Origin of the sequence: Desulfosporosinus sp. FKB (genome assembly GCF_002196705.1) — a bacterium.
Lineage (GTDB): Bacteria > Bacillota > Desulfitobacteriia > Desulfitobacteriales > Desulfitobacteriaceae > Desulfosporosinus.
This window is the reverse complement of the sequence record NZ_NADJ01000039.1, coordinates 512,727-533,279: the sequence shown is the minus strand read 5'-3', so window position 1 is coordinate 533,279 and position 20,553 is coordinate 512,727. Positions and strand designations below refer to the sequence as shown.

Sequence of the window (20,553 nt, the reverse complement as noted above, 5' to 3'; positions counted from 1 at the left end):
GATAAACCGTCGTAGATAAAATGCTCAAAAAAACATCCCCATATACAGGAAGATGGTAGACTATGTTGCCTGCGGTTCCAGACCTTCAAACTGCATATTATAGTAATGAGCATAGATTCCGTTCTTTTCAATTAACTCCCTATGACTGCCCCTTTCTTGAATACCTTCATCGGTAACGACGATAATCTCGTCTGAATTTTTTATGGTACTTAATCTGTGAGCAATTACAATAGTAGTTCTATTCATTGAAAGCCTTTCCAGCGATTTTTGAATATAGAGTTCACTTTCATTGTCGAGTGCTGAGGTAGCTTCATCTAAGATTAAGATTGGAGGGTTTTTCAAAAACACCCGAGCAATAGAAAGTCGTTGTTTTTGGCCGCCCGAGAGCCTGACGCCGCGTTCTCCAACATAAGTATCATAGCCTTCTTCAAGTGACATGATAAACTCATGAATATTGGCGCTTTTCGCTGCCTCTATTATTTCGTCATCCGTTGCATCCATTTTTCCGTAAGCAATATTCTTCTTAATGGAGCCGTCAAACAAATAGATATCCTGCTGCACAATGCCAATAGCGTTTCTTAAAGATTTTAGAGTAATATCTCTAATGTCCTTTCCGTCAATCGTTATAGAACCTGAGGTTACATCATAAAATCTTGGCAAAAGTGAACATAAGGTTGTTTTGCCGCCGCCTGACGGCCCAACTAAAGCAACCGTTTTACCCGCTTTTATCGACAGGCTGACATTATTTAAAACATTATAGTCATCATTATAGCGGAAGGACACGTCATTATATTCAATATCCCCTAAAACCTTGGTTAGAGGCTTAGCTTTTGGTTTATCGATAATGTCCGGCTGTGTTTCCAATACTTCAACAAAACGTTTAAAACCCGCGTATCCTTTTTGAAACTGTTCTGTAAAGTTGATTAAGACATCAATAGGATTAATAAAGATGTTAATGTAAAGGACATAAATCGCCAGATCCGTGATTTTGAGCGATCCTTGGGCGATAAATAACCCGCCTGAGACAATGACAACGACATAGAGTAATCCTTCAAAGAAAGAATCCCAAGCAAAAAATTTGCCCATGGTCTTGTAGGTTCTGATTTTGGAAACCAGGTACCCCTGATTACTTTGATGAAATTTCTCGCGTTCTACATCTTCATTTGCGAAGGATTTAACGACTCTGATTCCTGCAAGGCTGTCCTGGACACTGGAATTAACGGTGGCGATTTTCACACGGTTATCGGTAAAGATAGGTGCCATTTTTACATTGTTGTGTACAGTGTAGAGAACCATAAATACCGTGACAATTAATAAAATCAACGTCATTTTGGTATTGATCAGCATCAAAAGGATAAAGGAACCAAGAATTTTCAGAGCGGAGATAAAAAGGTTCTCCGGACCGTGGTGTGCCAATTCAGAAATATCGAATAGGTCCGAGACCAGTTTAGACATCATTTCACCAGTGTTGTTTTGATCATAATAGGAGAAGGATAGATGCTGATAATGATCGAAGAGATCGTTTCTCATTGCGTTCTCCATCCTTGCTCCCATGATGTGTCCCCAGGAAATGATGAAATACTGACAAAAATATTTGATAACATACATTGCTACTAAGGCTATACCGATAAAAGGTAAGGCATGTAGAATAGCAGGTGCGTCATGAGTAAAGAGAGTTTTAGTCAGGTAATTAAGTATCTGCGGAAATGCCAGGTCAATGACCGATACAATAAGTGCGCAGAATAAGTCTGTAAACAGAAGGAATTTATGAGGTTTATAATAGCCGATAAATTGTTTGAAGATATTCATAAATGCGGCAGGGTCTCCTCTCAAGGTAAGTTTTTTATCCGGTTTTTAAGACCCCCACTTCTATAAGTGGGGGTGGGTCCTTCGTTAACTTCAGGTGGGGTAGAGTCCTCCTTCACTGCAATCTACAGAAGAGACTCAGCCGTTGCTGCGCGGCTGAGTCCATTGAATACGTTTTTATGAACAACGATAGGTCCAGAAGGATTCTCGCTGGAGCATGTTATCACGGGGCAACATCACTTGGGATTGTGAGCGGTGTGCCAGGATGGCAGCGTATTTAACGTCAGCCGCTTTTGAAATATCGTTGACAATATCCGGGGGACCGATCACGTCCTGACAGTTTCGGGCAAAAGCATGGGCATAGACGGTAGGGCGATCTTGCATGGAAAGACGAGATACAGCCCTGATGGTCAATCCCCCCAGGGCATTATGATCCGGATGTACTGCATATCCGGGATAATGAGTAAGCACCAGAGATGGCCGAACCTCCCGGAGAATCTGTTCAATTCGGGTGACAATAGGTTCAGGGTCCTCAAATTCGATGGTTTTATCGCGTAAGCCAAGCTTGATCAAATGTCGAATCCCAATAGCTTTGCAAGCTTTCTCCAACTCCGCTTCCCGAATTTTAGGCAATGTCTCTCGATTAGCAAAAAAAGGTTTTCCCATGTTTCGTCCCATTTGTCCTAAAGTTCCGCATATATATGTGATCGGAATTCCTGACTTGGCAAAGAGTGCCAAAGTCCCGCCGCATCCAAAGGTTTCATCGTCTGGATGAGGAAAAACTACTAGAACGTGTTGGTCCAAAGAATACTCCTCCCACGTTAATTGACTAATTAAAAGAGTTTTCGCTGCAGCTGAACGAGTTCACTAAGGCTGCTACAATTCAAAGGGTTCTAAACTAAGTTCCAGAGCTACAGCCAGCCGACCCTCTTCATCATGACCGGCGAGCAAAAGTTTACCTTCTTGTTCTAGATCAAAATCGGTCAGCCCTTCGGCGTAAACCCAGCCGTCTTTCATCTTCAGTCCTACCCGGTAGGGTCCCTCACCTGTAATGGTTCCCCGGATATAAGAAATACGGCCATTGCGGATGTAGGCCCCTATTGTCATCTTGCTCTCTTGTCTATGAGCGGCATAGGCCCCATTCGTTGTCTCAAGATGGAGGTAAACCTCTTGATTGAGAAAACTGTCCAGTGCCGGTTGCACAATTGACCTTTCGATTGGATTCATGACTATCAACCACCTTAACCAAGGATCATTCCAGACTATTTTATACTATATAAAGTGTAAATAAAGTGTAAATAAAGTGTAACTTTCGGTTGCTTGCTTTCCTCTATCATAACTGCCGCTGACTTTCAGCTGGCAATGAACGACCGAGTGTCATGTTTTTTCCATTATATACTTTTGGCCGAAGAATGAATAGTATGGCCTGCCTGTTTACAAGGCGGTTCTCCATAGCCTTAAGGTCAGGCAGCGAAGGCTGCCGCCGCCGGCTAACAGTGCAGCGGGATGAAATTCATAGATTTGAACCCCGTGTTTCTTCAGCAACTTTTTTGTCTTAATACTTAAAGCCAAATCATAGTGAATAAGTTTTTTAGGTTCTAAAGGGACAAAGCTGCAGCCCCAATTTCTTTGTTCTTCATCACTGATTGGTATCAGCTCTATAGACTTTCCTTCTAAGTACGATTTAAAGTCAATTTCTTTTCTCGTCTGCCGATTAATTAAGTAAGCATGGAGAAATGCCGGAGGGAAATACAGGGCCAAGTCTTCACTAATCCTGTTAAAAATCATATCTGCATGCATATACCGGCGGGCTTGTGGTGCCTCAATATAAATGACCTCCGCAAAAATCTCCAGGGCTTTGCTAAAAAAGCCCTCAATAGTATTTGGGCTTGATCGTTCGGTATTTACGATGATTAAGGTTGAGGGAGATAACATTAAACAACCTTCAAACTGTTCCTGGGTTTTAAATTCATGAAAGATAGGTATGCCGATATTCGTGAGAGCCTCTTTTACGACCTGTTCCTCTCCGGCCCTGGTGCCGGGACACATTTCGGATAAAATGGCACCTTTGCTCGTGATGACAGCGGTATCGTGAAGATAGGGCAAATTAGGAAGTTTGTCCAACAAGTCTTTAGTTTGTTGGACAAAATCTCTCACAAGCAGGACTTCGACATCGTGTTCTCGCAGCATCTGAGCATATTGTTCATGTTCTTTCAGGTATTGATCAACCTTGGGAACAAAATTGAACAAATGATACTTGTAATTCTCTTCAGAAACTGCAGAGAGGGATTCGATGGGGTTATGGAGTAAGACTTTTCTCAACCGGCCAAGTTTTTCGGTTCCAAACATCATTTTCGATTCGCTCATTCTTCACACCCTAGTTTGCAGTATTTGTTAATCTCTATTATTTACCTCTGCCCTATTTAGATGCTTGGGAGCTTTGCGAATCTAGTTTTAGAAGCAATTTACCAGGGTGATACCAGGAAAATCTTGCAGGAAATATTAGAAGAATGAAGAATTGACAGAGGTACCACCTATGCCTTTGTGGTAATAGGAGCGAAAGGATAAGTCTATGTTAAAAAGACCAATCAGACTAAACATTACTCAAAAGCTCGCTATTTTTTTAGTATTGTCCTGTGTTCTTCCTTTGGCTCTTTTAGGCAGGATGTCTTATGTTAAAACGAAAGCGGCAATGACAAACGAAATGACCATGTCTGCACAAAACTTGATGACTGAGAAACAACGCGGCTTGGATGATCTGACGGATGATGTTGAAGGGCTGTTCGCCAACATATCAAGTATTAACTTTATCAAAATGGTGTTGGCAAAGGATGAAAAGATAGTCTCTCAGCAGGAGAGGCAAAGGACACAAATTATGATAAATTCTATTCTCGGCAGCTTTACCAATCTTAAAGGTCTCGTTTCGATTGATCTTTTCTCGTTAAACGGCCAGCATTATCATGCCGGGGATGTTTTGGGCGGACAAAAAATTAATCAAAAAGCGTTGGCTGGTTTATACCAAAAGGTCTTGAACTCTGAAACCCCGATTCTTTGGCAGGGCCTTGAAGACAATATCAACCTTCAATCAAGCTCTAAAAGGGTTATAGTTATTGGGACAATTCTTAAAACAATAGATCCGAATTCCCGCATAGAAAAGCCCGTCGGTTTGCTTGTATTGAATTATAATATTGACGTTTTCTACAATCATTTTACGAGCACTTATAATGACATAGAGTATTTGATTCTGGATAAGGAAAACAGAATTGTTTACAGCCCAGATAAGTCAAAAATCGGCAGTAAAGTGAACGAGGATTTATTGCGGAGTGTTAATGCTGATTCCGGAAGCTTTAAAACACATTTTGATGGCGATGATAAGGTGGTTCTTTATGAAAAATCAAAGAGGAACTCCTGGATCCTTCTCTCACTTATTTCTGAACAAAGCATTATCAACAAAATTAAGGATACAAGTCTGGGATTGCTGTTTGGCATTTCTATCATCCTCGTATTCCTTTCTGCTTTCCTAATCGGCAGGAGATTTGTAAGCCGCATTAAGAAAGTAACTAATTATTTTAAGGAAATCCAAAAGGACAGTATCGATTTTAAAACTCGCTTACCTGTTACATTAAGTGACGAAATGGGAGATTTATATAAATGGTTTAATGTATTTCTGCAAAGTCTTGAACAAAAGCAAAAGACGGAAGAAGAACTGGTAAAGGCTAAGGAAGCTGCCGAAGCGGCGAATATAGCCAAAAGTCAGTTCCTTGCCAACATGTCTCATGAAATAAGGACCCCTATGAATGGGATTATTGGTTATATAGAGCTCCTCTCCGCCATGCCTTTGGAAAGAGAACAGGCAAGCTATATGGCTGAGGTTAAGGCTTCAACGGACGCTCTTCTTGTACTGATAAATGATATTTTGGATTACTCGAAGATCGAAGCCGGTAAAATGATGATTGACAACATTTCCTTTAACTTGCCCAGACTGATCGAAGACGTCGTTTCTTTATTTTCGCCGAAAGCCCATGGTAAGGGAATCGAAATTCTATCCTTTATTGCGGCAGGAGTTCCGAGTCATGTTCAAGGAGATCCTGCCAGATTGCGGCAAGTCTTGAATAATATTATTGGCAATGCTGTTAAATTTACAGATCAAGGTGAAGTAACCCTCAGAGCAAGAGCACTAGGGGAAGGTGACGATAATGTCCTTTTGCAAATTGACGTTCAGGATACGGGCATAGGTATTTCTGAGGAGGACATGCAGCATTTGTTTCAAGTGTTCTCTCAGGCAGATGCTTCTACAACACGGAAGTATGAGGGAACCGGGCTTGGACTTGTCATATCCCGCAGAATTTTGGGGCTTATGGGCGGAAGTATTACAGTAGATAGCAAGCTCAATAAAGGCAGCACGTTTACTATAACTCTTGAGATGATAAAAAGTAACATTGCCGTTGGGAATGAAGAACAAAAACTTCTTCCCGCCAGCTTAAAAGGATTAAAGATCATGATCGTTGATGACAATGAAAGCAGTAGAATGATCTTTCAGGAATATTTGAAAGAGACCGGCTGTGAGGTCATGAGTGTTACAGATGGTATTGAGGGCCTTGAGTTTCTTAAGGGGCTGGACGATGAGAATTTATTACCTCAGTTTATTCTTGTTGACTATTTAATGCCCGGAATGAACGGCTTTGAATTTGGTAAACAGGTGATGGGAGATGAAAGGTACAGGAAGATCAAACTAATTTTACTTATTTCTGCTGTTATGCAAGGAGAGGTAAGATTAACCAAAACAATGGGGTTTTATGGTTATATTTCTAAGCCTGTCCGAAAGTTGGAGCTGCTTGATGCGATTTCTAATTTTGCCTTTCCAGAAGCTGCCGCAACGAGGAAGGAGCAAGTTATGCCCCATACTATAAAGGAAGACCGGCAACAAGCTTCAGATAGCTGCATCCTGCTTGTTGAGGATAAGGTGATCAATCAACGGCTGGAAATGATTATGCTGAATAAGCTTGGTTTTTCTGCGGACTTAGCAAGTAATGGGAAGCAGGCCGTTGAACTATGTGATACTAAAAAATACAATATTATTTTTATGGATTGTCAAATGCCTGTGATGGATGGCTACGAAGCAACGGATAAAATAAGAAAATTGAGTCTATTAAACAAGAACTCTCCTGTTATTGCAATGACCGCCCACGCTATGGAAGGCGATCGCGAAAAGTGTCTTGCGGCGGGAATGAATGATTATATTAGTAAACCAATTACCCTAGCCATCCTTAAAGAAAAAATTCACAAATATTTGGAGATTAAGGGTAATTGAATTGAACTTAAACAGATAAAGCTTTTTACATAGCTTTGTCCAATCGTAAGACTCCCATTTCCACAAGTAGGAGTGGTTCCAATACCTTGCTTCGTCACCGAAGCACCGATGTTCAGCTTTAGCTGAAGAGTTCACGCTTAGATTACACTAATAAATTTTTGAGGGCGAACACTGCGAGTTGTGTCCTGTCCTTAAGGTGAAGTTTAGAGATTATCGTGGTAATTATATTTTTAACGGTCCCTTCGGCAATGAACAGGGTGGCGCTTATTTCTTTGTTATCTTTTCCCTCAACAATCATTTGGACAATGTCTAATTCTCGATCTGTTAGTCTTACGTCAATTCCCTCAATGGTTACTTGGTTGTGTCTTATCGTATTCGGTTCTTCAGAAGAGCCGGCGAATGCTGCAGGTTTAAAAACATCCTTGTGAATAATTTGCAGGCCAAGGTATGTGCTTTTTATGGAAAGAATTAATTCTTCTGTTCCAACAGTCTTGAGAATATAACCGTCCGCCCCATTGATTATCGCTTGTGAAACATCGCTTTCGTCGTCGGAGGCAGTAACTATTAGAACTTTAATGTCGGGATATTTTGATTTAATCAATTTGGTTGCTTCAGTTCCATTGCATAAAGGCATCGAGATGTCCATGAGTACAACATCCGGTTTAAGTTTAGTACATAATTCGTAGGCCTCTTTGCCATTGGCAGCACATGCTACAACCTGCATCTCGCTATTTTTTTCAATAATCGTTTTGAAACTTTCTCTTAAGAGCTTTTGATCATCTGCTATTAGAACCTTCAACATAATTACCTCTTTAATATGTATAAAGATAATCAATTCTTCTAAATTAAAATAGGTCAGCCAGTGAACTAAAATTATTGCTTGATATCGATACCTTGATACGCAAAGAAAGCTGTTATTTCCTGAACAGCATTTTCATAAATGATAAAAAGATTATTTAATAGTGATTGCAGAGACAGATTATCGCAGCTGCTCTTTAAGACCTTACTTATTTTGCAAGTTTGTTCATATAGGTCTAAAATCTTAAAGTTTGCGGATATTCCCTTGATGTTATGGTTAATCCGTTGAAGTTCCTCAAGGTTATTGTTTGTCAAGACGTTTTCTGCTTGAGACAATTCATTTTTGATTTCTGTAATAAACTCAGAGAACAGGTCAGCTGTATCTTTTAAAGGAAGTCCAAGTTCATCTGAAAAACCTTTAAGATCGTACCTACAGGAGGGGTTCATAAAGGCACTCCTTTTTATCAAATTAATTTTAGTATACCTCAATATACGACAATGTGTAATATGATTCTCTAATTTTTTCTTTATCTTTAGAATTAAAAAGTTCCGATAACTCTTTTTCTCTTGTTGTGGATCACAAACCGTCTAGTTCCTCCCAATCAGCTTAAATCTTTAGTCCTATAAAATTGTGCTTTTGGCATACTGTTTTTGTGCCATTAGGCACTTCCCAAGATCCATGAATTTAAGTATGCTTAAGGGGCCAATACTCTGAGATGAAATCAGAATTTATGGCCTTCTTACTTCTTAAGTGGCTTAAAACAAGTCCGGGTTCAATAAATTATTTTAAGTTAGCTCTATTTGACTGTTTACTTATCATTTAGTTTAAGTAAGCTAAGGAGGATAAGAATGGAGATTCAGGCAGAGGATCTAAAAAATTTAATTGAAGAAGGCTCAAAGCTCTTAGAAATGGGCTGCAAAGTTCAAGACTGCAGATGCATCTATTGGTTCCTGCGAGGGAAATCAACGTTGGATCAATTGGGCTTAGAATCGGAAATATTAGATAGATTCAGATACAGTAAAGAGCTCGAAGAAAGGGTTAATATCTTACAGTCAGTTTCGGGTTTATAAATCCCCCATTGACATTGAGTAAAAATTATGACCCAGTTCCCTTCTGTTGATAGCTTGTGTGTGCCCCAGAGGAGACTGGTATTGCCCGCCAAATTAAATGGGTAATATCAGCAGCAAGTTTCATAACCGTATGTAGACGGGTTCCTTGCAGAACCTGAAATTCAAAAAAACCTCCGACATTCACAACCCCTAAAATAGAAACATCACCTACTGAGGGCAAATTTTTGTGTACCGCAGAACCAGGGGTTAAGGGAGAATCAGCGAGGGTGATCATGCCAATATCTTCAGTCTTACCGAGGCAGGCATCAACAGCAATAACTATATCGGGCCGCTGGATCGCCAGGACGTTATTGATTTCTGAAATTAAATTTTGTGCGTGCAGTGGTTCGGCTAATGTCCCTGATACTGTATACCCTAAACGCTTTAAATTTGTGCCGACCAGTGGTCCCAGACAATCACCCGTTGCTCGGTCCGTACCTATACAGGCGAAGAGAACCTTTTTCCCGAAGGTAAGATCATTTAACGTGGAGATGAATGATTGTCTTTCTCCAAAATTATAGACAAGGGAATTAACTGAGACGAAGTTTTTCCTTGAAAGCTCTGGAATTATTTCCACCTCCTCGCATTTAACGCCTAATCTATCCCGTTTGTTATTAGCGATATGACATAACAGGAGTAAAAAGGAGCACCGGAAGCCCTTATTAATCATTGTATAGTTAAGGATAAAATATATTCCTGGAGAAAAGAAAATTGGCCAACAAAGAATGTGGGGATGGTTTATTGTTCACAGCAGTAATGCCTGTCCCCACGTTTTCTTATTCCAAATACTTCTATGTAACTATAAAAAGGTGTAAAGTAAGTAGTATAAAAGATGATGCAAGGAGACAATATGGATAGAATTGCAATAATATCGGATATTCATGGTAATATGCCTGCTTTAGAAGCGGTGTTGGCTGATATTAGAAACAAGAATATTCAGAGCATTTACTGCCTGGGTGATTTAGCGGGGAAGGGACCTAACCCGGCAGAAGCAGTCGATACTATTAGGGAAAACTGTGAAGTCGTCATTAAAGGCAACTGGGATCATTTTTTAACCGAACACAAGGGGCGGGAAGTATTAACCTGGCATCAGAGCAGGCTGGGAGCAGAACGATTAAAGTATCTGAGAGACTTGCCGATGTACAAAGAATTTTATATTAGCGGTAAGCTCCTAAGGCTCTGTCATGCTTCCCCTAATGATCTTTTTCATAGAGTTTATCTTTCTACGAAGCGTCAAGAACGACTAAAACTATTTGAAGCCACTCCTACCCTTGATATCGAAGCAGATGTGGTTGGATATGGGGATATTCATGGAGCTCACATCGATCATTTCGCTGGAAAGACAATTTTTAATGTTGGTAGTGTGGGCAATCCTCTTGATATAACCCAAGCTTCCTATGGCATAATTGAAGGAATATTAAATGGCAAACATCCATCCTCCTTTTCTATAGCTCTTGTAAGAGTACCTTATGATATCGATCTGGCTGTTAACCAGGCCGGCTTAACCGACATGCCTGAGAAACAGGAATACATTCAGGAATTGAGAACAGGGATTTATCGCAGTCTAACCAAACCTAAGAAAGAAGGATAACTATGCTGAACATTGGCTGCCATCTTTCAATTTCCAAAGGATTCAAGGCGATTGGAAATGAGGCACTGAAAATCAACGCTAATACCTTTCAATTTTTCACCCGTAATCCAAGAGGCAGCAAAGCCAAAGAAATTGATCCTAAGGATGTTGAGGGATTACTTAAGATAATCCAGGAAAATCAATTTGCGTCAATTTTGGCTCACGCCCCTTACACTCTTAATGCCTGCTCGCCGGAGGGAAGAACAAGAGAATTTGCGGCAGAAGTAATGGCTGACGATTTGATTCGAATGGAATATATACCGGGCAACCTGTATAATTTTCATCCGGGCAGCCATGGAGGACAAGGTAGTGATGTTGGTATTCAACAAATAATTGACCAACTTAATAATCTCTTGAAACCCGAACAGACAACTAAAGTACTGCTGGAAACCATGGCGGGCAAAGGCACAGAGGTGGGCCGTACTTTTGAAGAGATTAAGCAGATTTTAGAGGGTGTAATTCTCACTGAAAAAGTGGGCGTTTGCTTAGATACTTGTCATGTTTATGACGCCGGGTACGATATTGTCAATGACCTTGACGGCGTGCTTACTTCCTTTGACAAAGTTATCGGTTTAGAGAGACTGTATGCCATTCATCTTAATGATAGTATGAATTCTAAGAGCAGCCACAAAGACCGCCATGCCAAAATTGGTGAAGGGTCGATTGGCCTGGAAGCTATAACCCGAGTGATCAACCATCCCAAACTTCGTCATCTGCCCTTTTTCCTTGAAACACCAAACGATACGAACGGTTACGCTCAAGAGATAGCCCTATTGAGAGATCTTTATACGGAATAATATCAGAGAGTCAAACATGCCCTCGGCAAAGATGCTTTGTCGAGGGCATGCTTGATCCAATTTTTAAGACTCCCACTTCTATAAGTGGAGGTGGTCCTTCGTTAACTTCAGGCGGGGTAGAGTCCTCCTTCGCCGCTAAGTATTTCTATTGGGAAAGGCGGCTCGGCAATAATGTCCACTGGACATTATTGTATCTGAAGCCCCGATGTTCAGCTTTAGCTGAACGAGTTCACTTTACTTCGGACCCGAGATCATCAATAAAACGTCTTTATTGCTTTGCCGCGGCAGCAAGGCGATGGTATGATTGTCTTTCTGGGCAACGAGGCTTGCGGGCTTTTTATCTTTCGTATAACTCCAGCTTAGAGTCCAGCCGTCATTTTTGAGGATATCCCCATAGTCCTTTAAAACTTTATCGACGATTGTATTTTTAATTAGGTACCTAGCAGTTTGACTTTGGTCGGTTTGGGTTAAACTCTGGTATTGCATATTATTGTAAGCCGGAAGATACGAAAATTCTTTTGTATAAGTAACCGTATTTTGAGAAGTGTCCGATGGCGTTTTTGAATTACAGGCGGTTAATCCAACTACAAGAAGAAAAAGAAGAATAAACGTTGCTATTTTTTTCATTCTCAGTCACCCCAAAAACAATTTTATCACTACTATTTTAATACATTTTTTAATGATTACAAAATTAAATACATTCATTTTTACAAGCGTCAAAAATTCGTATATAATGGTAAGTATTAGTAGTTTGACAAAGATTATGTGGAATTTAATAGAATCTTGGCGAGGAGGAACGAGTGTGCTTGACAGTGATATTCTCATAGCCGGAGCTGATCCGGGATTTGGAGCAATTAAACTGGACACCCGCGATACGAAGATCTTATTTCCTGCGGTAATCTGTAAAGGCAATGAACGGATTTTCTCAACCTTAGGGAACATTTTAATGGATAAGGGTTCAGATATTGAAACCCAAGTCTCTTCGCTTGATGTGATTGTTAAGAATAATTCAACAGGTGTAGAAAACCATTATTTTATGGGGAGTTTAGCGGAAAGCTTAAACCCTAACGAAGCTCACTATTGTTGGGATGAAGATAAATCTTCTGATGAGGAGGCTACCTCATTATTAGTAGTTGCTTTAGCCCTAGCTCAACAAAATCCAAAGGTTAATGTCTATCTGGGGACAGGTGTACCGGTAAAATACTATTCGAGCTTGAAGGAAAAATATGAAGCTGAGCTAAAGGGGTCCTTTTCTGTAAAGTTCCTTTCCGGTCCTTTAGAAGGAACGACACGTCATCTGAATATTCTTCGCTCACGGGTGCTTCCGCAGAGTTATGGCGTGTTTATAAAAGAAACTCTCGACGAATACGGACTTCCGACGAATGAGAAGCTTTTTAACGGCTATGTTGTTGTCATTGATGCCGGTTTTCGAACAACGGATATCGCAACGTTTTATGATGGTGTTATGCTTGATCCGCCAAACTCCTTCAGTATTGAGAAAGGCTTGAAATGGGCATACACCGGTGTGGCGGAAAAGCTTAAAGAAATGACAAGTTCTCACGCAAATTCTATTGAGACGGATGATAAAGAACTGGATAAAATTTTCCGCGTTAATCAAGGACAATATCCGTGGAATAATGGGTCCTTAAATCTCAATCCAATTATGCAAACCATGTTAGCTCAGTTGGGAGCAGATATTACCCGAGAAGTAAAGAAAACCCTGAAACCAATGCTTGGCAAGATACACACGGTTCTAGTTGCCGGAAATGTTGGCGAAAAGGTATTTAACCATATTCAAATAGAAAACAAAGTCTTAATTGACAATCCACAGTTTGGGAATGCTGCGGGATTTAGAATAATGGCTTCGACCTTAATCAACTCATTAACTAAGAAGGAAAATTCCACCGTATGATAACGCCTTTACCGTCCTCTATTCCTCTGGATTTTAATGAGGCTGACATTGAACTTTGGCAGGATTTGCAACAAATAGAGCCGGATTTGCGAAATGATTTTATTAAAGAAGCCTTGCGCATAATGTTTAAAAGTTGTCACGCCGCGAAGAGGTTCCTGACACAGTCAAACATGATAGGAAGCAGCGATGTTCATGAACATAACGGTTCAAAAGAGATTGAGGAAGATACTCCAATCGATTCCCAAGCAGACTCCTTTTCTCTGGAGGCATTGTTTACTGAAGGGACGGCCCTTAGCAAAAGTGAATACCAATCTAAATCATCTCTGGGATATCAGCATCTTATGAATAATATTATTGGACTTGAAGATGATGAAGAGGTACTAAAGGTATTTCATGACCTTTCGAAGCGGAAAACTAAATAATTCTCAGGGTTTATAAGCAAAGGATAGTCAATATGATTGCTGGTAATGGCAAAGAGTAGGTATGCTGTTTAAATTTAAGCAGTGTTCCTGCTTTTTTGCTTATACACTTTCTTTCAAATATAACAGGTAAATTAGTGCTATGATCATTTGTTCATATTGAGATTCAGTTAAAGCAGATATCAAAAAGTTAGCGGAATGATGCAGATAATAAAGTGATCTTTGAATCAAGATAGGGCGTTTATTATACAAGATTAAATCTTAAATAATAGTTGTCCCTCTAAAAAATTAGTTATTATTTTCTCAAAAAAAGAGGTTTTTCTGATTAATTCGTGAATATATTGTATAAAGTATAAAGTTTTTTAGGTTCAACGAAAGAGGTGCACCCGTGCGTTCGCTCAGACATAAAATGTCAATCTTGATGCTGGTTTCGCTTATTATTTTGGCAGCGAGCTTAGTAATGATTTTTGGCTGGTACATGAAGGATCGTCTAATAGTTGAAACTTCTTCAAAAGCCCAATCAGATTTGACAATATGTAAGGAATTTATTGATTTGAAGTATCCAGGCTCATGGGTTGTAAGAGACGGTGAGCTGTATAAAGGGACTACTAAAATCAGTCTCAACAGTGATATAGTGGATCATATCGCCCAGATAACGGGAGATAATGTCACAGTATTCATAGGAGATACGCGAGCAGCGACTACAGTTCGCAGTTCAAATGGTGATCGAGCCATTGGAACTAAGGCTTCAGAGAATGTGGCCACAACAGTTCTTAAAAATGGCCAGGTGTATGTTGGAAATGCTGATGTCATTGGCCAGCCGTACCAATCAGCTTATGCTCCCTTACGAGCGGAAAACGGTGTGATTATTGGGATGCTCTATGTTGGGATTTCCCAAGCCTCAGAGCAGGAATCTCTGAAAAGATCCTTGATAACAATGGGGGGTATAGGTCTAGCCTTAACGGCCTTAATAGCGCTCCTCGCTGGGCTTTTCCTGCGAAAACTGGTTAGCTCTCCTTCCCCGGAGGATGTAGGAAGGCAGCCGGAAACTGCCACTGAGCAAAATCCTCAAAGTCCTCCTGGTGCTGCGGAGATCGAGAAACTTGAAGATGCTTTTATCCAAATGGCAGAGCAAATTCAAACCTTAACAGGTGAAATTAACAGGTCAACAACTACCATTCATGAAAGCAGCCCGCCAAAAGGGAGCCTTAATGCTATGCTTGAGCAACTCAAGGATTTTGAACCAAGCAATGAATTTTCCTCAGTTGAAACTGTTTCTCAAGAATTTGAGCCATTATTTGGACTGGATACTCCTTGGAACAATGGGGCAGATGCCTTACCCAAGGGTCTAAACAAGGCAACTCTCAACCAGATCGTACATTATCTGGAAAAAAATCGTCGGCCAATTTCCACAGAAGAGGTAGCAGAAGGGGTTAAGCTGACTCGAGTTACTGTACGCCGTTACCTCGAATTTTTAGAACAGTGTGGAGTTTTAAGGTCCGAACAGAAATGCGGCACGGTGGGACGGCCTGTGAAAATTTTCATCCCGCTTTAAAATGAGCACAAAATCTTTGTGAAGAGTTCAGGAAGGTGTTCACTCAATAAAACTGGTTATTTTATTTTAGAAATAAAGGGCGAGTTTATTTTTACTCGCCTTTTTATTTATGGGTTACTTTGGTTCTTCTAGTGATTAAATAATATTGATTTGTATTAGAAAGGGAACCATTAAATTGTTGCCTATTGAAGTTGAAAGTCTTTCAGCTTGAATAATCTTAATGAATCGTGGAGCCTGTTGACTTTAATAATTAAGGTTGCTTTAATAAAGCATTTTAATTATTTTAATTATGTTAAAAAACAAGACAATTCAAACTAATCACGCTAAACTATATTTACATTAAAAACTTTTCTGTAATTTCAGTTTATAGGTTGGCTGTTTTGAAAGGTGTGAAAGAAGTATCTAAAAAGTATAGGGAGGCAGATGGAGGGTAGTACTACTTTGCTAAAATAAATTTAAGAGGAGGAGGATTTAAATGTGCAACAGCGATTCGCCTAATGAGTTCGCGCAAAAGTTAGATAATTTTATTGACAGCTTGCCGAATAAAAAGGAAAACTTAATTGCAATTTTGCATTATGCTCAGGAAATATATGGTTGGCTGCCTGATAACGTGCAGTGGCATATTGCTCAAAAGCTTGATATACCCTCGGCCAAGGTTTACGGAGTGGTGAGCTTTTATTCGTATTTCACCATGAAACCAAGAGGAGAACATGTGGTTAATGTGTGTATGGGCACAGCCTGCTTCGTACGTGGTGCGGAAAAATTAAAAAATGAACTTGAAAATCAATTAAAAATCAAAGCCGGTGAGACTACTCCGGATAATCTCTTTACGTTAGAAACTCTGCGCTGTGTTGGAGCCTGCGGTCTTGCCCCTGTCATGATCGTTGACGGAGAAGTCCATGGAAAAATGCATGAGCCCCAAGAAATTAATGAGGTTCTGGCGAAGTACCGTCCGGAAGGTTAAATGAATCAAACCAACACCAACTAAGTTGTATGCTGACAAAGTAGATGGATGTGTGAGAAGCGTCATCGAAGGAAGGGAAACCAAATGAAACTTAAAGATACCGAAGAATTAAATGTTTTGAAAGCTCAAAGTCTCAAGCTTATTGAGACACGCCGAGCCAAAGAAGCGGTGGATACCAAAAATGCCCCCGGTTTAGTCAGACATATTTTGGTCTGTGGTGGACCTGGGTGTCATTCCTCAGGCAGTCCGCGAATTGCTGAAGTTTTGGAAGAGGAACTGGATCGTGCAGGATTAGCGGATCAAATAAAGGTTTTTGAACCAGGTTGCTTCGGATTTTGTGAAAAAGGTCCTATGATACAGATCCATCCTGATAATGTTACGTATTGTGAAGTTTCTCCTGAAGATGTCTCAACTATTGTGCAAGAACATTTGCTTGAAGGAAAGCAAGTTGAACGCCTTCTTTATATGGACCCCAACACTAAAGAACGTTTTGCTGCGAATATTCCCTTCTATAATAATCAACTGCGTATTGCCCTGCGCAACGTTGGCTATATTGCACCGGAAAATATTCTGGAATATATCGCTGCAGATGGTTATCAAGCACTAGCCAAAGTTCTTTTCCACATGACTCCTCTGGAAGTTATCGATACGCTTAAAGTCAGCGGGCTGCGAGGACGCGGCGGGGCTGGGTTCCCAACAGGTGTAAAGTGGGAATTTACCCGCAGGAGCGAGGCAGATCAACGATATATTATCTGTAACGCCGATGAAGGTGATCCGGGTGCTTTTATGGATCGCTCAGTTTTGGAAGGGGACCCTCACAGTGTTCTTGAGGCAATGCTTATTGCAGGTGCAGCGATTGGATCTTCACAGGGCTATATTTATGTTCGGGCAGAATATCCTGCAGCTATCCATCGCTTAAAAATCGCTATTGATCAAGCACGCGAATACGGTTTGCTTGGCAAACAGATTTTGGGAAGCGATTTTGACTTTGATATTGAACTTAAATACGGAGCCGGTGCTTTTGTCTGCGGTGAAGAAACGGCACTTATTCATTCAATTGAGGGATTAAGGGGAGAACCTACCGTCAAACCTCCATTCCCTGCCCAAAAGGGACTATGGGGTAAGCCCACCTGTGTCAACAATGTGGAAACGTTAGCTAATATTCCTCCAATTATTTTAAAAGGTGCAGAATGGTTCGCCAAAATCGGGACTGAAAAAAGCAAAGGAACAAAAGTATTTGCTCTGGCCGGAAAAGTAAATAATGTTGGTTTAGTGGAAGTTCCTATGGGAACAACCCTTCGCGAAATCATTTTTGGCATCGGCGGAGGGATTAAACGCCATAAAACCTTTAAAGCGGCTCAAACCGGGGGCCCTTCCGGCGGATGTATTCCGACAAAATATTTGGACTCGCCCATAGATTATGAATCGTTAATGGCCATTGGTTCCATGATGGGTTCCGGAGGGCTTATTGTTTTAGATGAAGATGACTGCATGGTTGAAATCGCCAAGTTTTTCCTGGAATTCACCATGGATGAATCCTGTGGCCGCTGTACCGCTTGTCGTGTGGGAACAAAACGGCTGCATGAAATCTTACAAAAAATTACCGAAGGCCGCGGCACCTTAGAGGATCTGGAAAACTTAGAAAAACTGTGCAATATTATCAAGGATACTGCCCTTTGCGGCTTGGGGCAAAGTGCTCCGAACCCAATTCTTTCAACCCTGAAATATTTCCGGGATGAATATGTTGCTCATATTGTCGATAAAACCTGCCCAGCGGGCGTATGTAAAAGCTTGTTAAAATACGAAATTACTGATAAATGCGTTGGCTGCGGTCGTTGTGCCAAACAATGCCCCACGCGCGCCATCAGCGGTTCGCCTAAGAAACGCCATGTTATTGACCAAGAACGTTGTCTAAAGTGTGGGGCCTGTATGGAACAATGCCGGGTTGATGGTGCCATTATTCGTCATTAAGGCTCGTAAAGGAGGACTTCCTATGGATATACATCTAACTATCAACGATATACCCTTGACAGTCCCAGAGGGAACGACAATTCTAGAAGCAGCACGAACTATAAATATAGATATTCCGACATTATGCCATATGAAACTCCATGAAATGCATTATAATAATAATATAGCTTCTTGCCGGGTCTGTGTTGTTGAGATTGAAGGGCGACGCAATTTAGCCTCTTCATGTTCGACCCCTGTCATGGAGGGAATGGTTGTGAAAACTGATTCCCTGCGAGCCATTCAAGCTCGAAGAGCCATGGTTGAGCTGCTGCTCTCGGACCATCCGAAATCTTGTTTAACCTGTGCCAAGAACATGGATTGTGACCTGAGAAAGCTGGCTGCAGAATTAGGTGTGCGGACGATCGGCTATGAAGGGGTGGAATCTGAGTTTGAAATTGATCAATCCAGTTCCTCAATTGTACGTGATCCGAATAAATGCATTCGCTGCCGCCGCTGCGAAACAATGTGTAATGAAGTTCAGACAGTCGGGGTATACTCTGCTATGGGGCGTGGCTTTGAGACTGTAATCAAAACCGCCTTTGATTTACCGCTTAGCCAAACGGCCTGTACGTTTTGCGGACAGTGTTTGGCGGTATGTCCGACAGGTGCTTTAACTGAAGTGGACCAAGTAGATAAAGTTTGGAAAGCTCTCAACGATCCTAATCAATTTGTAGTTGTCCAAACTGCACCAGCTGTACGGGTTGCTCTGGGAGAGGAATTTGGTATGGAACCTGGTGAGATTGTTACAGGAAAAATGGTGGCTTCCTTGCGACGGCTTGGATTCGATCGAGTTTTCGACACGGATTTCGCGGCGGACTTGACGATTATGGAAGAAGCCAGCGAACTTGTACACCGAATACAACATGGCGGCCGCTTACCTTTGTTGACAAGCTGCTGCCCAGCCTGGGTTAAATTCTTTGAGCATCAATTTCCTGATCTCTTAGACATCCCTTCAACGTGTAAATCTCCGCATCAAATGATGGGAAGTTTGATCAAGAGCTATTATGCTAAGACGTTAGGTATCGATCCCAAATCCATCACGGTTGTTTCCGTAATGCCCTGTGTCGCTAAAAAATACGAAGCGGCTCGTCCTGAATTAGGCCAAAGTGCCGATACTGCTGATGTGGACATCGTTATCACGACTCGTGAACTTGCTCGCATGATCCGTGAAGCCAGCATTCATTTCGATCATCTCAAGGATCAAGAGTTTGATCATCCGTTAGGGGAATCAACAGGTGCAGCCATTATTTTCGGAACAACAGGAGGAGTTCTGGAAGCGGCCCTAAGGACAGCCTATGAAATGCTGACAGGGGAAGCTCTGGAAAAAGTAGAATTTGAAGCTCTCAGAGGTATGAATGGAATTAAAGAAGCCGTTATCCCTATCGCAGGAAAAGACTATCGAATTGCAGTTATTCATGGTCTGGGCAATGCTCGCACTGTGCTGGAGAAAATACGGGCCGGAGAAAGCGATTATGATGTGATAGAGATCATGGCTTGTCCGGGAGGATGTATCGGCGGCGGTGGTCAACCTTATCATCATGGCAATATGGAAATCCTTAAATCCCGAGCGGCTGCTATTTATCGCGAAGACCGTGCTAAGCCTTTGCGTAAGTCCCATGAAAACCTGGCGATAGTTGCTTTGTATAAGGATTACTTGGGTGAACCTTACGGAGAGAGAGCTCACCAATTACTGCATACCAGTTATACGGCGCGCAGAAAAATCTAATGGTTGTACCCGATCATGCCATGTCTAGGAGTGCTTTCAGCTTTTTGTTGGCATAATACTCCATGAAATGAGACTAATTTCATAATAATCATCGACTGTGTTGGAAGATTTCCGCCATAGTGGATTCATAAAAACAATGATCTAATTGTGAAGATTAATCTGAGCAAGAGGAGAAGGGTGAAATTAATGCTAATGTTGGAAAGCCTTCTTACTTTTGGGGAAGGCTTTCTTTTTTTTGGAGGAAATGAAAGCATGGATAGTAGAATCGGAGTGGTAGGGATCGTTATCGAAGAATTTGAAAGCGCAAATCTAGTCAACGAAACGCTGCATGAATTAGCGAGTATTATCGTTGGGAGAATGGGCGTTCCGCGCAAGGAGAGAGGAATAGCAATTATTTCGTTGATTGTTGAAGGCACTACTGATGAAATTAGTGCTCTCACAGGAAGGCTCGGGAAAATTAAAGGAGTTAACGTCAAATCAGCTTTGACTAAAAAGTCGGAGAGGTAAAGTGAAAC

General features: G+C 41.1%; 19 protein-coding genes. 11 read left to right on the top strand and 8 right to left on the bottom strand.

Annotation, left to right across the window (positions count from 1 at the left end):
• Window positions 1–60: 60 nt before the first annotated feature.
• The 4 genes from B5Y67_RS21265 to B5Y67_RS21250 form a co-directional block, all read right to left on the bottom strand.
• Window positions 61–1,809, bottom strand: a complete 1,749-nt coding sequence (locus tag B5Y67_RS21265; RefSeq protein WP_088228372.1) for an ABC transporter ATP-binding protein — start codon at window positions 1,807–1,809, stop codon at window positions 61–63.
• Window positions 1,810–1,983: 174 nt separating this feature from the next.
• On the bottom strand, window positions 1,984–2,610 hold the full coding sequence (gene bshB2, locus B5Y67_RS21260; RefSeq protein ID WP_088228371.1) for a bacillithiol biosynthesis deacetylase BshB2: 627 nt from the start codon (window positions 2,608–2,610) through the stop codon (window positions 1,984–1,986).
• 72 nt (window positions 2,611–2,682) lie between these two features.
• Window positions 2,683–3,033: a YojF family protein gene (locus B5Y67_RS21255; protein WP_088228370.1), complete on the bottom strand. Its 351-nt coding sequence runs from the start codon at window positions 3,031–3,033 to the stop codon at window positions 2,683–2,685.
• Window positions 3,034–3,240: 207 nt separating this feature from the next.
• Complete coding sequence (locus B5Y67_RS21250; RefSeq protein WP_088228369.1) at window positions 3,241–4,173, bottom strand: arginine deiminase family protein; 933 nt, start codon at window positions 4,171–4,173, stop codon at window positions 3,241–3,243.
• Between the two features lie 205 nt (window positions 4,174–4,378).
• Between B5Y67_RS21250 and B5Y67_RS21245 the strand changes: the two genes are divergently transcribed.
• The gene (locus tag B5Y67_RS21245) at window positions 4,379–7,117 is read left to right on the top strand and encodes a response regulator (protein ID WP_088228368.1); all 2,739 of its coding nucleotides are present in this window, start codon (window positions 4,379–4,381) and stop codon (window positions 7,115–7,117) included.
• A 142-nt stretch (window positions 7,118–7,259) separates the two neighbouring features.
• On the opposite strand, the gene B5Y67_RS21240 is transcribed toward B5Y67_RS21245, so the two are convergent.
• The gene (locus B5Y67_RS21240; protein WP_088228367.1) at window positions 7,260–7,919 is read right to left on the bottom strand and encodes a response regulator transcription factor; all 660 of its coding nucleotides are present in this window, start codon (window positions 7,917–7,919) and stop codon (window positions 7,260–7,262) included.
• Window positions 7,920–7,990: 71 nt separating this feature from the next.
• Window positions 7,991–8,362, bottom strand: coding sequence for an Hpt domain-containing protein (locus B5Y67_RS21235; RefSeq protein ID WP_088228366.1), 372 nt, complete (start codon window positions 8,360–8,362; stop codon window positions 7,991–7,993).
• A 402-nt stretch (window positions 8,363–8,764) separates the two neighbouring features.
• Here B5Y67_RS21235 and B5Y67_RS21230 point away from each other — a divergent pair, with 402 nt between their 5' ends.
• Entirely contained in the window at window positions 8,765–8,986 is a 222-nt protein-coding gene (locus B5Y67_RS21230) for a hypothetical protein (protein WP_088228365.1), read from the top strand.
• Window positions 8,987–9,011: 25 nt separating this feature from the next.
• Here B5Y67_RS21230 and yyaC read toward each other — a convergent pair whose 3' ends face one another.
• Complete coding sequence (yyaC, locus tag B5Y67_RS21225) at window positions 9,012–9,602, bottom strand: spore protease YyaC (RefSeq protein ID WP_242976070.1); 591 nt, start codon at window positions 9,600–9,602, stop codon at window positions 9,012–9,014.
• 273 nt (window positions 9,603–9,875) lie between these two features.
• Here yyaC and B5Y67_RS21220 point away from each other — a divergent pair, with 273 nt between their 5' ends.
• Together B5Y67_RS21220 and B5Y67_RS21215 are read left to right on the top strand one after the other, a co-directional pair.
• The gene (locus B5Y67_RS21220; RefSeq protein ID WP_088228363.1) at window positions 9,876–10,616 is read left to right on the top strand and encodes a metallophosphoesterase family protein; all 741 of its coding nucleotides are present in this window, start codon (window positions 9,876–9,878) and stop codon (window positions 10,614–10,616) included.
• A 2-nt stretch (window positions 10,617–10,618) separates the two neighbouring features.
• Window positions 10,619–11,452: a deoxyribonuclease IV gene (locus tag B5Y67_RS21215; RefSeq protein ID WP_088228362.1), complete on the top strand. Its 834-nt coding sequence runs from the start codon at window positions 10,619–10,621 to the stop codon at window positions 11,450–11,452.
• Window positions 11,453–11,686: 234 nt separating this feature from the next.
• Here B5Y67_RS21215 and B5Y67_RS21210 read toward each other — a convergent pair whose 3' ends face one another.
• Window positions 11,687–12,079, bottom strand: coding sequence for a hypothetical protein (locus B5Y67_RS21210; protein ID WP_088228361.1), 393 nt, complete (start codon window positions 12,077–12,079; stop codon window positions 11,687–11,689).
• 175 nt (window positions 12,080–12,254) lie between these two features.
• Here B5Y67_RS21210 and B5Y67_RS21205 point away from each other — a divergent pair, with 175 nt between their 5' ends.
• The 7 genes from B5Y67_RS21205 (at window position 12,255) to B5Y67_RS21175 (ending at window position 20,545) form a co-directional block, all read left to right on the top strand.
• On the top strand, window positions 12,255–13,364 hold the full coding sequence (locus B5Y67_RS21205) for a ParM/StbA family protein (RefSeq protein ID WP_088228360.1): 1,110 nt from the start codon (window positions 12,255–12,257) through the stop codon (window positions 13,362–13,364).
• Window positions 13,361–13,786, top strand: a complete 426-nt coding sequence (locus B5Y67_RS21200) for a hypothetical protein (protein ID WP_088228359.1) — start codon at window positions 13,361–13,363, stop codon at window positions 13,784–13,786. The genes B5Y67_RS21205 and B5Y67_RS21200 overlap by 4 nt, the downstream gene beginning before the upstream one ends.
• A 385-nt stretch (window positions 13,787–14,171) precedes the next feature.
• Complete coding sequence (locus B5Y67_RS21195) at window positions 14,172–15,338, top strand: cache domain-containing protein (RefSeq protein WP_088228358.1); 1,167 nt, start codon at window positions 14,172–14,174, stop codon at window positions 15,336–15,338.
• Between the two features lie 475 nt (window positions 15,339–15,813).
• Window positions 15,814–16,302, top strand: a complete 489-nt coding sequence (gene nuoE, locus B5Y67_RS21190; protein WP_088228357.1) for an NADH-quinone oxidoreductase subunit NuoE — start codon at window positions 15,814–15,816, stop codon at window positions 16,300–16,302.
• 84 nt (window positions 16,303–16,386) lie between these two features.
• Complete coding sequence (locus tag B5Y67_RS21185; RefSeq protein ID WP_088228356.1) at window positions 16,387–18,273, top strand: NADH-quinone oxidoreductase subunit NuoF; 1,887 nt, start codon at window positions 16,387–16,389, stop codon at window positions 18,271–18,273.
• A gap of 22 nt (window positions 18,274–18,295) precedes the next feature.
• The gene (locus B5Y67_RS21180) at window positions 18,296–20,038 is read left to right on the top strand and encodes an NADH-dependent [FeFe] hydrogenase, group A6 (RefSeq protein ID WP_088228355.1); all 1,743 of its coding nucleotides are present in this window, start codon (window positions 18,296–18,298) and stop codon (window positions 20,036–20,038) included.
• 252 nt (window positions 20,039–20,290) lie between these two features.
• Window positions 20,291–20,545, top strand: coding sequence for a TM1266 family iron-only hydrogenase system putative regulator (locus tag B5Y67_RS21175; protein ID WP_088228443.1), 255 nt, complete (start codon window positions 20,291–20,293; stop codon window positions 20,543–20,545).
• Window positions 20,546–20,553: the final 8 nt, after the last annotated feature.